Below are 14,470 nucleotides of genomic sequence, written 5' to 3'. Positions count from 1 at the left end.
TTTCAATATCATCAAACTGTTGATAGTCTTTATGTAAAACTGTTTCACTAGCAAGTCCAAAAATAGCAGAAAACCCAAAGTGCTTAATAGAGTTAGAGTCTGCTGCATTTAAGCTAAGTGTACTTAAAAGAGATATCGCAATAATTGTTTTAATTAGTTTCATAAATTTTCCTTTTATTCGTAAGATGTTATCACTGGTGGAAATTGTTCGAATGATTTTTTAATTGCATTTGTAATTGTTCTTTTTGCTTTATGATTTTGTAAAGGATTTGAAAATTGGAAATATTCAATTGCACCATGTTCTGTTTTTTCTCTTTTATAAACAAAGGCAACTTTTTTACCAAGTTTTACTGCATTTTCATATATTGTTCTTGCATAATCATTTATATAAGGAAACTCTTTTGAACTGATTTTATCTCCCCATGCAAAGAATACAAACTTTCCACTAGGGATTAAGTTTGCTGCATCTAAATACATGATTTCTCGTTCAAACTCTGTATTTTGTGCTGAATTATATATTTCTAAATCATCATTAAATTTCATAAGAAGAGTTGATGCATCGATGTTTTGTTCATTTAAGTTAAATAAGTTTCTAATTTCAACTATTTTACCAGCACAATGTTCTCTCATTGCTTGTTTAAAAATAGTAATATAAGTTTCTGTTTTTAATTCAACCATATCTCCAAAACTATCAAAGTCTTGATCTAATAAATAGTTATTTGAATCATATCCTACAGGAGTTACTACAGGGTTATATAAAAAAACTGTACCTATAATATTTTTCTTTCTCTCTTTAGCTGACTTGATTTTTGCTTTTAATTCTTTAGGTGTAATAACTTCATCTTCATCTCCAAAATACATATAACTTGATGTTATAAAGATTTCTTCATATTTAGTTTCAATTGTTCCAAAATATTGCATAAAATTCCTTCCTTTATTCTTTTTGCATACTATCTAATACTTTTATAGAGTTTGCTTATGCCTAAAAGGCATTTATTCTATTAACTCGGTTTTGCTTTAGCCACTCTTCTTGCATTTGTTTCATTTTCTTAGAACTTGTTTTTTTTGTTGAATAGTTTGATTTGCTATAGTTGTTTTCATCGCCTTCTTTATAAACATAGTCTAAATTTAAGGAAGCTTGCCAAATAGCACTTTTTACTCTAGTTGCTGCTACATAATATATATTTAACTCTTCTTGTAATTTTAGAAATGAGACTTTATTTTTAGGATTACTAAGCTCTTTTTTTGTAATAAAATCATCAGCCATAATAACTTGCTCATACTCTAAACCTTTTGATTTATGAGTTGTTGTAAATATAATATCAGCTGCATCTTTATTAGTAGTTATTTTAGATTTTATTTTTTTATTTATCTCAAAAATATTATCACCATAAGTGTTGATAAATTTTATAATATTTAAATAGTCTTGATTTTTTGTATCTTTTGCAAACTGCTCTAACTCTTGGATTGTCTCAAAATCTTTAATTTCATCCATAGTAATCTTGTCATTTTTTTTCTCTTTTAGATAAAAAATTGAATAAACAGTTTGATTCATAAAAGAGTATGAGTTGTAATTTCCCTCAAAATATATTTTCTTATCATCTTGAATAAAGTGAACAATTTGTTGAATTAAACCAAAAGTAGACCTTGCAATTACGCAGATTTGTTTATCATAATCAATTGCTTTTTCACCTACATTTGTATTTGTTTGAACTCCTGATATTTTTAATACTTTAGAGCTATTTTTTTCATATAATGAGTTTAGATTTTTTTCTAATAATTTTGCGTAAGAATCACTAAATCTAAAACTTTTACTAAGTTCATATTCTGGAAGTTCAAGTTTATTTAAAGCATTTATTGCATATCGAAAAGAGTATATTTGTTGAAAAGAATCACCTACGTATATACGTCTACAGTTTTGATTTTCAACAATTCCTATCATTACATCTGAAATATCTTGTGCCTCATCTACTAATATTAAATCATAAGGAAGATTAGTTGACACTTTTTTATTTAGATAAAACATTTTTAAATAAAAATCATGAGTTGCATCTACTAATTTATTCTTCATTGCTGATAAAATATGCTTTAAGTGATTTAATGCTTTCTGCTCATCCTTATTTAATAATTCAAGAATCTTAGCACTTAAATCTGCTTGTTTTTTATAAGTCTCAAGCAGTTTCATATCAAGTGCTATTAATGAAGAATTACAGTAAAAATTTACTAAATCTTTTATAAGTGCTATGTATTCAGCAACAGGATAGTAGTTGTTTTTATGATTAAATGTTTGCTCATATCCATTTAATAGTTTTTCAATAACTTGTACTTTTAAATCATGAGCCAAATTATATTCATAAGCTCCAATCTTTTGATATGCTAAAGAGTGAATAGTACTTACATGCATATGAGAAAGTTTATACTCATGCAGTTTTTTTTGTAAAGATGTTTGCAGGGATTTATTGTATGCAAGATACAAAATCTTCAAATGAGAGTTTTTTCTTGCATACTCTAATAATGTAGTTGTTTTTCCACTTCCAGCAACTGCGTTTATTTTAAAAGAGTCTTCTTTTGCATTTATAATATTTTCTTGCTCTTTTGTAAGATTTAGATTCAATTTAGACAAAAACTCTCTTATTATCTTGCTTTTTAATATTTGAGAAATTATCAAGATAATCTAAATATGTAATTAAGTACTTTCTACTTAAAGGATATTTTTCTTTAAAGTTTGAAATATCAATATATCCATCATCTTTTATGATTTCTTTCATTTTAGCAATAATATCATTTAAACTCTGCTCATGAATAAAAAGATTGTGTTGAAGTCTAATTACATGCTTTTTTGCTGTTAAAGATTTTAAAATATCATCACCTAGTTTTCTATCTAAATCAAGCTCGTCATATATATTATAAGGAGCGGTTGGTGTTATGTCTTCTTTTTTTAATCTTTCTAAAAATGAGTCTTCTAGATTTTTTGCAAAATCTTCTTTAATATTTGCATTTTTATATAGGTTGTTATCTTTTTGTAAAAAGCCTTCTTTTTCAAGTTCATCTAAAGACGCTTGGATAAAAGAGGTACTTGCCCATTTTAATCGTAAAGCAATTGAAGCATTTGAAAGTAGGGCATAAGTGTTTTTTGTATAGATTTCTCTAACAGAAGTAATTATAATATCTTTTGTTTCTATTGGATAAATTACAAGCTCTTTTTCATCTACAAAAACATTTTTTAGATTTTTTGCAAAAGATATAGCTTCTGCATGTGATAGTGCAAATCTTTGAGCTGAAGAGATTATTCCTAAGCCTTTTTTATGTGCTTGTAATAATTGATAATAAGCATCTTCAAAATTGTTTTCATTTAAAGACTCTAATAGATTTTTCTTTTGATTTTTCTTCATTGGGTCAATAATCGGATTTAAAACTTTTCCACCACAAATTGTGTGATTTCCTTGTCTAATAATAAGTTTCTCACCAAAAATAGTAAATAAGTTTTCCTTTGTTTTAATAGTTGCAAAGCCAGAATCTAAATTTTCAATAGAATCAAATAATAATACTTTTGCTTCAAGTTTTTTTGCACCTATAAATACTGTATATGATTTATTATGATGTAGTTTTTTCCCTTTTAAAGCTTTAAAAGAGATATCAATTTCATCAAAACCTCTAATAAAACCTTTCTTTGTAATTAAATCACCTCTTTTAATATTAGAACTATTAATTCCTTGTAAATTTAAAGCAGCTCTATTTGATATATTTGCTTCAATTGCATTTTCATTATGTACTTGTATATTTTTAATTTTTGATTCTTTTCCTGCTTCACAAATAAATACTTTTTCATTTAATTCTAGTTTTTTACCTAATACAGTTCCTGTAACAATTGTTCCAATTCCTTTAGGTGAAAATACTCTATCAACATAATATCTAAAGAAATTTTCTTCTTGTTTTGAAGAGTTTTTAATTGTAAATAGATTGTTTTTTAAAGCTTCAATAGACTTAGGCTCATAAATAGATACTTCTTGAACAAACTTAATATCAAAATCAAATGTATCTAAAAACTCTAAAGTTTTTTTCTTTTGAATTTCAAGTTCTTCTTTTGTAACTAAATCACTTTTTGTAAGAGTAAGAATAATATCTTTTATTCCAAGTAGATTAATAATCTCAATATGCTCAACAGTTTGAGGCATAATTCCCTCAACAGCTGAAACTACAAGCATTACATAATCAAATCCAAAAGCACCAGCAATCATATTTTTTACTAGTTTTTCATGTCCTGGTACATCAATAAAGGCAATATTTTGCTGTCCCTTACTTAAGTTAGAAAAAGATAAATCAATAGTGATTCCTCTTTGTTTTTCTTCGTTTGTACTATCACCTTCATAACCATTTAATGCTTTAATTAAAGCTGTTTTACCATGATCAATATGTCCAGCTGTTCCTATAATAATATTAGACATTAGTTAAATACCTTTCTTATTATATTTGCAATTTGTAATACTTGATTCTCTTTTATACTTCTAAAATCAATTAAAACTTTATCATTTTCAATTCTAATAATTAGGTTTTGAGCTCTTAAAAGTTTTTCAATTCTATTAGCTTTATAATCTTTATAACTAATACTTAATGCAACTGTTGGTATTTTTTTATTTGGAGTTGTTCCTCCACCTATTAAAGTTTGAGTTTGTATTACTTCACAAGAACATAAGTCTTCAATAGACTCTTTTAATAAGCAAGCGCGTTTTTCTAATTCTGTAATAGATGTATTTAACATTTTAAGTGTAGGAATATCATCAAGATTATTTTCTAAATAAGAAGTAAGATTATCTTCAAGTAGAGCTAGTGTGATTTTATCAACTCTTAGCATTCTTAAAAGTTGATTCTTTTTAATTTTTGCAATTAACTCTTTTTTACCAATAATAATACCAGCTTGAACAGACCCTAAAAGTTTATCACCTGAAAAGCTTAATAAACTTGGCTTATATTGCATGATTTTTAAAATTGATGGTTCTACTTGGTCTAAATTAAAAGGTAAGTCAATCATATGACCACTTCCCATATCATAGTAATCAATTACATTTTTTTCTTTTGCAATTTTTACTACTTCTTCATAAGGCACTTCTGATGTAAAACCTTCTATTGTATAGTTTGATTTATGAACTTTCATTAATATTGATGTATTTTCATTTACAGCATTTTCATAATCTCTTGGATGTGTTTTATTAGTTGTACCTATTTCTTTTAGTATTGCACCACTTTGAGACATTACTTCAGGAACTCTAAAACTTCCACCAATTTCTACAAGTTCACCACGGCTTACAACTGCTTCTTTATTTTGACTAAAAGTATTTAGTATTAAAAAAACTGCAGAGGCATTGTTATTTACAACTATTGCATCTTCACAACCTGTTAAAGCTTGAAGTGTTTTTACAATATGAGAATATCTTTCACCTCTTTTTCCTTGTTCTAAATCATATTCAAGATTATTATAAGAAGTTGCTACTTTCATAGCTTTGTTAAAACTCTCTTCATTTATTAATGAACGTCCTAAATTTGTATGTACAATAATACCAGTAGCATTAATTACACTTTGAAGTGATGGTGATGTTAAATCAGCATACTCTTTTAAAACAGTTTGTATTAAATCTTTTTCATTAATACTATTAACTTTTTTATCTAGAATATCATTTCTTAATCTTGTAATAATATCTTTTGATATTTTTGTGATTAAAGATACAGAAAACCCTTTAAACTCTTTGTTGTTGATAAACCTATCAATCTTGGGAATACTTTTTAATAAACTCATTTTTCTCTTTCAGATGTTTTTAAAACTAAATAATGTAAACTTCCAAACTTAAGTGGGGGGCATGTGATCCTGGTGGACACCGCAGGTTTCAACCCTGATCGGCGGTTTACGTGTGTACGCCGCGGTAGGTTCAATTCCTACGCCTTCTCGCCACTTATAAACTCAAATAATCCCAATTAACTTATCTTTAGTTTTAATAATTTTTATTTTGATGGATTGTATCAAAAACTAATTCAACAAAGCCTTAATTTTCCACACTTTTTATTTAATAATAAACTTCATTACAAATACAAATTTTTTTTATATAAATTCATCTTTAAAATCAAGTTAAATTTTAGTTTCCTTTATATGTGGAGTTGCTTCAAAAGATTTATCTGCTTCTTTAGGTGAGTCTTTAAAAAAACCAAGTTCAGAAATATTTTTACCATATTTATCAGGAGAGCGAACACCTCATAATGATGCAAATATTAGAGGTGTTTTTATGGGGCTTAATAACTATAGTGATAAGGCTTCACTTACACAAGCAATTATGGAAGGTGTTACTTTTGCCTTAAGAGATAATCTTGAAGCATTAAAAGCAACAGGAGCTGATTTAAATTCACTTATAATTTTAGGTGGTGGTTCAAAGTCAATTTATTGGCAAAAATTAATAGCAACAGTTTTAAATATAAGTGTTGATATTCCAAAAGAGGGTGATTTTGGAGCTGCTTTTGGAGCAGCTAGGTTAGGGATGATAGCTGCAAATAATCTTGATGCTTCATTAATATGTAAAGCACCTATTATAGCAAATAGAATTCATCCTCAAAAAGAGTTTCAAAACTCATTTGAAGAAGCATATGGAAAGTATAAAAAACTTTATCCAGCTATATCAAATATATAAAATAAATTTAAAGTGAAAGGAGTTTAAAGTGACTACTAATGTAAATGATAGACGTGCAAAAAAATCTATTCAGCTTAGATTATATAATGAAAGAAGAGTCCTTCAAGCTTTAAGAAGAATGGGCTCTGCTTCAAAAGCAGAAATTGCTAGATATTTAAATTTAACAAATGCAGCAATGGGTAGTATTGTGACTTCTTTAGAAGAGAATGATTTAGTTTATTTTGGTGAGAAAAAATATGATGGTGGAAAAGGACAACCTGCTACTATGATACACCTAAATGGTGAGGGTGTGTATAGTATAGGAGTTCAACTAGATCGTAATAAAATTGATACAATTTTGATTGATTTTGATGGCAATATTATTTCACGAATAACTCATGAGCAAATACTACCAAAACCTGAAAAAGTACTTGAGATAGTTTCAAAAGATATTGAAAAAACTTTAAAATTATTAGAGGGTGAAAAAAGAAAAAAACTAGCAGGTATTGGTTTAGCAATTCCTTATAATCTAGATAGTTGGACTGAAGTTTTAGATTTACCAAAAGATACTTTCATTTATTGGAAAGACTATAAATTTAGTGAAGAGTTACAAAAAAAAGTTAATATTCCTGTATACCAAGAAAATGATGGTACTTCTGCTGCTATCTCAGCTTTATATTATGGAGTTGGTAGAGAGATAAATGACTTTTTATATTTATATATTGGACCTGGAATTGGTGGTGGATTAGTTCTTAATGGAGAAATTGTAAGAGGTGAAAATAATAACGCAGCAGATGTTGCTTCAATGCCTATTCCAAACTCAAAATTAAAATCAAATCCAAGACCAAATAGTTCTTTTGACATTATGATGAATAGAGCTTCTTTAAATGTACTAATTCGACATTTAAAATATAATAATATTAGTGTTAATTCTTTAAATGATTTAGAGCAATTAATCTTATCAAAAAATGTTCATTATACGGAATGGTTAGATGATACAATTGAAGCATTAACTCATCTTATTTGGTCTTCAACAATTTTATTAGATATCTCAACTGTTGTTATTGCATCTGCTGTTGATGGGGGATTGCCTAATATTATTAAAGAAAGATTAGATTATTCTTTAGAAGCTAGTGCTCCTGAATCTTGTATAGTACCAAAGATTAAAACAGGGAAATTTGGAAGTGATGCTGGAACTATTGGAGCTGCGAGTTTACCGATATTTTATAGTTTCTCTCCTAGCACTGAAATATTAATGTAAGGTTTTTTTATGAATGAAAATAAATATAAAGATATATATATTTACGGCGAAGTTCTTTTTGATTGTTTTAGTGACAAAAAAGAGATATTAGGAGGTGCACCTTTTAATGTAGCTTGGAACCTTCAAGGCTTTGGATTAAAACCTAAAATGATAACTTCAATTGGCAAAGATGATTTAGGTACAAAAGTATTAGATGCTATGCAAAAATGGGGTATGGATAAATCACATGTAAATATTTTAGAGAATAAAAAAACAGGCTTGGTTAATGTTGTTTTAGATGATAATGGTATTCCTGAATATTCTATTGAAGATGATAGTGCTTATGATTATATTAATAGTTTAAAAACTCCTAATAAAAATTCAATAATTTATCATGGTTCTTTAGGTTTAAGAAAAGAACATAATCAAAAAGTTTGTAATGAGTTAAAAAAACAGCTTGATTCAAACTGTTTTGTAGATATTAATTTAAGAGCTCCTTTTTGGAATGATACTTTATTAAAAGAAATTTTAAATAAATTAAAATGGCTAAAAATAAATGATGAAGAATTGCCTTTAGTTTCTAAAGCATTAGGTTTAAATAGTGAAAATGAGAATGAACAATTAGAGTTTATTTTAGACAAATTAAATTTAGAACTACTTATTTTAACTAAAGGTTCACAAGGGGCTCTTTTAATAAATAAGAATAAAAAAACAACTCAAATGGATATTGTACCAGTTACAAAAATGGCTGATACAGTTGGAGCTGGGGATGCATTTTCTTCTGTTGTAATTTTAGGTTTAGTAAAAGCTTGGGATAGTGCACTTACAATAAAAAGAGCAATGGGATTTGCTTCAAAAGTTTGTTCTTTAAATGGTGCAATTGTTAATGATAAAGAATTTTATAATTCAGTTTTAAAAGAGTGGGAATCTTAATGAATAAAAAAATAGGAATTATTGGAGCTGGTAATGTTGGCTCAAGTTTGGCATTTACTTTAGCTACAAAAGCAGTTTGCTCACATATTGTAATAAAAGATATTAGAGAAAATATAGTTGAAGCTATGTGTTTAGATATTTCACAAGCTTCAAATAGTGCAAAATCTCACACAATTGTAACAGCTGCAAAAGAAGCAAAAGATTTAAAAGATTGTGATGTTGTAGTAATTACAGCAGGAGTTCCACGTAAACCTGGAATGAGTCGTAATGAATTATTACTAATAAATGCTAATATTATGAAAAGCGTAATTGCTGATATTAAAGATAATTGTCCTAATACAATTATTATAGTTGTATCAAACCCTTTAGATGCTATGGTTTATGCAGCTTTAAAAACTTCAGGTTTTGCTTCAAATAAAGTAATTGGAATGGCAGGGATTTTAGATAGTTCTAGAATGAGTCATTTTATTTATGAAAAACTTGGATACGGAGCTGGACAGATACAATCTTCTGTTATGGGTGGACATGGTGATGATATGGTTCCTTTAACAAATTATTCTACAGTTGCAGGTGTTTGTATTGAAGAGTTATTAAATAAAAAAGATATAGATGATATTGTACAAAAGACTAAAAATGGTGGTTTACAAATAGTAAAACTTCTAGAAACAGGCTCAGCTTATTATGCACCTGCATATTCAACATCAAGAATGATTGAATCAATTTTGAATAATGAAAAAAAAATATACCCTTGTGCTGTACTATTAAGTGGAGAATATGGATATACTAATATTGTTGCAGGTGTTCCTGTTATGTTAGGTATAAATGGTGTTGAAAAGATAATTAAATTAGAATTGAATGAAGAGCAAAAAAATCAATTTGATAAATCGGTTTTATCTGTAAAAGAATTAACAGATGTTTTAGATAAAGAGTTTTTCTAGAACTCTTTTAATAGTTTTGAATATAGTGATTAATTTAATTCTTATATTTTAATCATTATAATGTTATGATGAATATAATTATACTAATAAGATTTAAGGAGAATATAAATGAATAAAATTTTTTATAAATGTGATATTGTAGTTTTTGGTGGACATGGAGATTTATCTTTTCGTAAATTAATCCCTGCACTATATCATTTGGTAAAGGATGCTCATATAGATTTAAATAGTAGAATTATCATAGCATCTAGAACTAAAATGAGTAATAGTGATAATACTAAATTAATAAAAGAAAAATTAAAAACTTTTTTAAATAAAGATGAAGAGTTTGAAGATGAAGTTTTTGCAAAATTTGAATCTTTAATCAAATATTGTCACATTGATTTTGCAGAAAATAAAACATTTAAAAACTTAGAAAATTTATTAACAAAAAATCAAAATGAAGAGAGAATATTCTATTTTTCAACTGCTTCTGAATTTTATGAAAATATTTGTAAATCATTAAGTGATTATAAGTTAATAAGTACTACTTCAAGAGTAGTTTTAGAAAAACCTATAGGAAAAAATTTAGAAACGTCAAAAGTAATAAATGAAAAAGTTTTAGAATACTTTAAAGAAGATCAAATCTATAGAATTGATCACTATTTAGGAAAAGATACAGTTCAAAACCTTATAGCTTTAAGATTCTCAAATAAGATGTTTGTTCCTTTATGGGATGCTAATAATATTGACCATATACAAATTACACTATCTGAAAGTGTTGGGGTTGAGAGTAGATGGGAATTTTATAATCAGTATGGTGCTATGAGAGATATGGTACAAAATCACCTTATGCAATTAGTTTGTTTACTCGCAATGGAACCACCTCATTCTCTTGACCCAAATGCAATTAGAGATGAAAAACTAAAAGTTTTAAATTCTCTTAGAAGTATTGAAGAAAAAGATATGAAAAACCATGCTATTAGAGCTCAATATACTGCTGGTATTGTTGATGGTAAAGAAGTTAAGGGTTATTTAGATGATGGAAATTCTCAAAGTGATACAGAAACTTTTGTTGCATTAAAACTTTTTATTGACAACTTTAGATGGAGTGATACACCTTTTTATATAAGAACTGGTAAAAGGATGCCAAGTAAAAACTCTGAGATTGTAATACAGTTTAAATCAATTCCCTATTCAATATTTGATAATTATACAATGCCAAATAAACTAATAATATCATTTTCTCCAGATGAAAGTATTACACTTAACCTTATGCATAAAATACCAGGACTTGATGAAAAAATGAAACTTCAAGAAGTAAGTTTAGAGTTAAATCCTCCTAGAAGTTTTGTTAGAAAAAATGAAGCTTATGAAAGACTGCTATTAGATGTAATTAGAGCTAATCCAACTTTATTTATGAGACTTGATGAGGTTAATGCTGCTTGGAAATGGACTGATAAAATTATATCAGCATGGCAAAATAATATTACTCCAATGCAAACATATAAAGCTGGAACAAATGGTCCAGCAAGTGCTATTTCTATGCTTGCAAAAGATGAAAGAGTTTGGCATGAAAACTAATTTTAATTCATTTAAATCATCTGAAGAGTTAGTTGATAGTTTTTGTAAAACAATTATAGAAAAACTAAAAAACGCTATAAAAACAAAAGAAAAAGCAGTTTTACTAGTATCAGGAGGAAATACTCCTAAAGTACTTTTTGAAAAATTAAGTAGATGTGATATTGCTTGGGAAAAAGTAATAGTTTCTCTTGTTGATGAAAGATGGGTAAACAAAAGAGATGAAGATAGTAATGAAAAGTTAGTAAAAGAGTATCTTTTAAAAGATAAAGCATCTAAAGCTTCTTTTCTTTCATTATATCAAGACGGCGTAGAAGCACAAGATTGTGTTGAATTTTGTTCAAATTTAGTAAAGAAAGAACTATTTCCTTGTGATGTACTAATTTTAGGAATGGGAGATGATTCTCATACCGCTTCACTTTTTCCTAATAATGAAAAACTTGAAGAAGGAATTAATTTAAAAAATGAAAGTTATTGTGTGAGTATGACTCCCTTGACTGCAAAGCATTCAAGAATGAGTTTAACGTTAAGTGCTATTTTAAAAGCTGATAATATTTATTTACATATTCAAGGCAAAAATAAAAAAGAGGTATATGAAAAGGCATTAAAAGAAGATGACTTCTTACTTTCTCCTATCTCTGCGGTTTTAAAAAATGAAAAAAAACAAATTGAGGTTTATTACAATGAATAAGACAATACTAGAAGTTACAAATAATATAATTAAAAGATCTAAAAAAAATAGAAAAGTTTATTTAGAAATGATAGAAAAGTCTAAATTAGAAGGTATGAGTAGAAAAAGAATGGGATGTAGTAATTTAGCACATACCATTGCTCCTATGAGTGATTCTGAGAAAGAACTTTTAATGGATATGGAAATCCCAAATATAGGAATAGTTACTGCATACAATGATATGTTATCTGCTCATGAACCATATAAAAATTATCCAGATATTATAAAAGAAGAGCTAGTTAAAAACAAGGCTACAGGACAAGTTGCTGGAGGTGTTCCATCTATGTGTGATGGTATTACACAAGGTAAAGAAGGAATGGAATTAAGTCTATTTTCAAGAGATAATATAGCAATGGGAACAGCTATTGGATTATCTCATAATGTCTTTGATGGTGCAGTTTATTTAGGTGTTTGTGACAAAATTGTTCCTGGACTTTTAATGGGTGCATTGAGTTTTGGACATTTACCAGCTGTATTTATTCCAAGTGGACCAATGCCTTCTGGAATTTCAAACTCTGATAAAGCTAAGAAAAGAGAAGAGTTTGCACTTGGAAAAATTGATAAAGGTGAGCTTTTAAAAGTAGAAGCACAGTCTTATCATAGTTGTGGTACTTGTACTTTCTTTGGAACTGCAAATTCAAATCAAATGCTATTAGAGATGATGGGACTACAACTACCAAATGGTTCTTTTGTAAATACAAATACACCTTTAAGAAAAGAGCTAACAAAAGAAGCAACAAGACAAGTTTTATCACTAGTAAGAAAAGATGGTTTTGCCTTAGCTGATATTATAGATGAAAGAAGTTTTGTAAATGCAATTGTAGGATTAATGGCAACTGGTGGTTCTTCAAATCATACTATACATTTAATTGCAATGGCAAAAATAGCTGGTATTACTTTAAATTGGGATGATTTTGATGCTATTTCAAAAGTTACACCACTTTTATGTCAAATGTATCCAAATGGAAGTTTAGATGTAAATCACTTTAGAGATGCAGGTGGAATGGGAGTTGTTATTTCACAACTAATAAAAGCAGGTCTTGTACATAATGATGTAAAAACAATTGTAGGTGTTGGTTTAGATGATTTTTGTGTTGAGCCAAAACTGGAAGATGAAAAACTTATCTTTACAAAAGATTGTAATGTTTCAAGAAATACAGAAGTAGTAAGTTCTATTGAAAGTCCATATAGTGTTGAGGGTGGATTAAAACTATTAACAGGGAATATAGGACGTTCTGTAATTAAAACTTCAGCATTAAAAGAAGAGCAACTATATATCAAAGCCCCTGCAATGGTTTTTGATACTCAAGAAGGATTAAAAGAGTCTTTTGCAAGAGGTGAATTAAATAAAGACTTTGTAGCAGTTGTAAAATGTCAAGGACCTAAAGCAAATGGAATGCCTGAACTTCATGGTTTACTTCCAATAATGGGATTAATTCAAAATCAAGGTTTTAAAGTAGCTATTGTAACAGATGGAAGAATGTCAGGAGCCTCTGGAAAAGTGCCAAGTGCAATTCATTTAACTAATGAGGCAATTGAGGGTGGAATGATTAATAATATTAGAAACGATGATATTATTTGTCTTGATGTAAAAAATGGGAAATTAACGCTTGAAGAGTCAAGTGAAGAGTTAATAAAAAGAGTAAATAAAAATAAAATCATTAAGAATAATGATTTAACTTATGGAAGATTTTTATTTAATGCTGTAAGAGAGAATATAAGTAATGCAGAAGATGGTGCAACAATTTTCAAAGATTATGAGGAGAAAGAGTAATGAGTTTAGATGCAAATAGTGTAATGAAAATATCTCCAATAGTACCAGTTGTTGTAGTAGATAATGCAAATGAAGCTTTAGATTTAGCAAAGGCTTTATATGATGGTGGTATTAGTGTTATGGAGATTACTCTAAGAACTAAAGCAGGACTTGATGCTATTGAAAAAATATCAAAAGAGTTTCCTTTAATGACAGTTGGAGCTGGAACTGTATGTGATATAGAAGATTATAGAAATGCTGTAAATTCTGGCTCTAAATTTGTCTTTTCACCTGGAATTACTACATCTTTGATAGAAGAGAGTAAAAATCAAAGTATTCCTTTTATTCCAGGAGTAAGCTGTGCTTCTGAAATAATGTTAGCAAAAGAGAATGCTTTAACACATTGTAAACTTTTTCCAGCCTCTTTAGTAGGCGGAGTTGATATGTTAAAAGCATTAGGTGGACCTTTCCCAGGAATTAATTTTTGTCCAACAGGTGGAGTGAATTTAAATAATATGAATGATTTTTTAGCTTTAGATAATGTTTTATGTGTAGGTGGAAGTTGGGTATCATCTTCAAAACTTGTAAAGCAAAAGAATTTTAAAGAAATCACAAAGATTGTTCAAGAATCTTTGGCAAAAGTTGCAAGGTAATTAAGGAATAATT

Annotated in this window: 12 protein-coding genes and 1 tRNA gene; 9 read left to right on the top strand and 4 right to left on the bottom strand. The window is 27.9% G+C overall.

The genetic code is table 11. The features are described 5' to 3' along the window. Window positions 1–174: 174 nt before the first annotated feature. The 4 genes from GBG18_RS11635 to selA form a co-directional block, all read right to left on the bottom strand. Window positions 175–921 carry a hypothetical protein gene (locus GBG18_RS11635; RefSeq protein WP_152191263.1) on the bottom strand — a complete coding sequence of 249 codons (747 nt, stop codon included), beginning with the start codon at window positions 919–921 and terminating at the stop codon, window positions 175–177. 61 nt (window positions 922–982) lie between these two features. Beyond that, on the bottom strand, window positions 983–2,623 hold the full coding sequence (locus tag GBG18_RS11630; protein ID WP_193311131.1) for a UvrD-helicase domain-containing protein: 1,641 nt from the start codon (window positions 2,621–2,623) through the stop codon (window positions 983–985). Further along, window positions 2,616–4,445: a selenocysteine-specific translation elongation factor gene (selB, locus tag GBG18_RS11625; RefSeq protein WP_152191262.1), complete on the bottom strand. Its 1,830-nt coding sequence runs from the start codon at window positions 4,443–4,445 to the stop codon at window positions 2,616–2,618. Before selB ends, GBG18_RS11630 begins: the two co-directional genes overlap by 8 nt. Continuing rightward, window positions 4,445–5,791 carry an L-seryl-tRNA(Sec) selenium transferase gene (selA, locus tag GBG18_RS11620; protein WP_152191261.1) on the bottom strand — a complete coding sequence of 449 codons (1,347 nt, stop codon included), beginning with the start codon at window positions 5,789–5,791 and terminating at the stop codon, window positions 4,445–4,447. The genes selB and selA overlap by 1 nt, the downstream gene beginning before the upstream one ends. Window positions 5,792–5,845: 54 nt before the next feature. On the opposite strand from selA, the gene GBG18_RS11615 reads away from it, so the two are divergent. From GBG18_RS11615 to eda, 9 genes are all read left to right on the top strand, one after another. Further along, a tRNA-Sec gene (locus tag GBG18_RS11615) sits at window positions 5,846–5,944 on the top strand. A gap of 178 nt (window positions 5,945–6,122) precedes the next feature. Further along, the gene (locus tag GBG18_RS11610; RefSeq protein ID WP_152191260.1) at window positions 6,123–6,671 is read left to right on the top strand and encodes a xylulokinase; all 549 of its coding nucleotides are present in this window, start codon (window positions 6,123–6,125) and stop codon (window positions 6,669–6,671) included. 28 nt (window positions 6,672–6,699) lie between these two features. After that, window positions 6,700–7,911, top strand: coding sequence for an ROK family transcriptional regulator (locus tag GBG18_RS11605; RefSeq protein ID WP_152191258.1), 1,212 nt, complete (start codon window positions 6,700–6,702; stop codon window positions 7,909–7,911). Window positions 7,912–7,920: 9 nt separating this feature from the next. Beyond that, window positions 7,921–8,823, top strand: coding sequence for a PfkB family carbohydrate kinase (locus GBG18_RS11600; RefSeq protein ID WP_152191257.1), 903 nt, complete (start codon window positions 7,921–7,923; stop codon window positions 8,821–8,823). Next, window positions 8,823–9,761 carry a malate dehydrogenase gene (locus GBG18_RS11595; protein WP_152191255.1) on the top strand — a complete coding sequence of 313 codons (939 nt, stop codon included), beginning with the start codon at window positions 8,823–8,825 and terminating at the stop codon, window positions 9,759–9,761. Before GBG18_RS11600 ends, GBG18_RS11595 begins: the two co-directional genes overlap by 1 nt. 108 nt (window positions 9,762–9,869) lie before the next feature. Further along, window positions 9,870–11,324, top strand: coding sequence for a glucose-6-phosphate dehydrogenase (gene zwf / locus GBG18_RS11590; protein ID WP_152191254.1), 1,455 nt, complete (start codon window positions 9,870–9,872; stop codon window positions 11,322–11,324). Then, window positions 11,314–12,012 (top strand): 6-phosphogluconolactonase, encoded by a 699-nt coding sequence (gene pgl / locus GBG18_RS11585; protein ID WP_193311130.1) that lies wholly within the window; start codon window positions 11,314–11,316, stop codon window positions 12,010–12,012. The genes zwf and pgl overlap by 11 nt, the downstream gene beginning before the upstream one ends. Next, the gene (gene edd, locus GBG18_RS11580; protein ID WP_152191251.1) at window positions 12,005–13,825 is read left to right on the top strand and encodes a phosphogluconate dehydratase; all 1,821 of its coding nucleotides are present in this window, start codon (window positions 12,005–12,007) and stop codon (window positions 13,823–13,825) included. Before pgl ends, edd begins: the two co-directional genes overlap by 8 nt. After that, a complete protein-coding gene (gene eda, locus GBG18_RS11575) occupies window positions 13,825–14,457 on the top strand; it encodes a bifunctional 4-hydroxy-2-oxoglutarate aldolase/2-dehydro-3-deoxy-phosphogluconate aldolase (protein ID WP_152191249.1) in 633 nt (210 codons plus the stop codon). Before edd ends, eda begins: the two co-directional genes overlap by 1 nt. Window positions 14,458–14,470 lie beyond the last annotated feature (13 nt).

The organism is Poseidonibacter ostreae (genome assembly GCF_009208075.1).
Taxonomy (GTDB): Bacteria; Campylobacterota; Campylobacteria; order Campylobacterales; family Arcobacteraceae; genus Poseidonibacter; species Poseidonibacter ostreae.
This window is presented reverse-complemented; position numbering and strand designations above follow the sequence as displayed.

What these genes read in the sequence shown, in the direction of transcription:
- zwf (WP_152191254.1), top strand. Translation starts at nt 9,870, where the DNA reads ATGAATAAAATTTTTTATAAATGTGATATTGTAGTTTTTGGTGGACAT.
- GBG18_RS11600 (WP_152191257.1), top strand. Translation starts at nt 7,921, where the DNA reads ATGAATGAAAATAAATATAAAGATATATATATTTACGGCGAAGTTCTT.
- edd (WP_152191251.1), top strand. Translation starts at nt 12,005, where the DNA reads ATGAATAAGACAATACTAGAAGTTACAAATAATATAATTAAAAGATCT.
- GBG18_RS11635 (WP_152191263.1), bottom strand. Translation starts at nt 921, where the DNA reads ATGCAATATTTTGGAACAATTGAAACTAAATATGAAGAAATCTTTATA.
- pgl (WP_193311130.1), top strand. Translation starts at nt 11,314, where the DNA reads ATGAAAACTAATTTTAATTCATTTAAATCATCTGAAGAGTTAGTTGAT.
- eda (WP_152191249.1), top strand. Translation starts at nt 13,825, where the DNA reads ATGAGTTTAGATGCAAATAGTGTAATGAAAATATCTCCAATAGTACCA.
- selA (WP_152191261.1), bottom strand. Translation starts at nt 5,791, where the DNA reads ATGAGTTTATTAAAAAGTATTCCCAAGATTGATAGGTTTATCAACAAC.
- selB (WP_152191262.1), bottom strand. Translation starts at nt 4,445, where the DNA reads ATGTCTAATATTATTATAGGAACAGCTGGACATATTGATCATGGTAAA.
- GBG18_RS11595 (WP_152191255.1), top strand. Translation starts at nt 8,823, where the DNA reads ATGAATAAAAAAATAGGAATTATTGGAGCTGGTAATGTTGGCTCAAGT.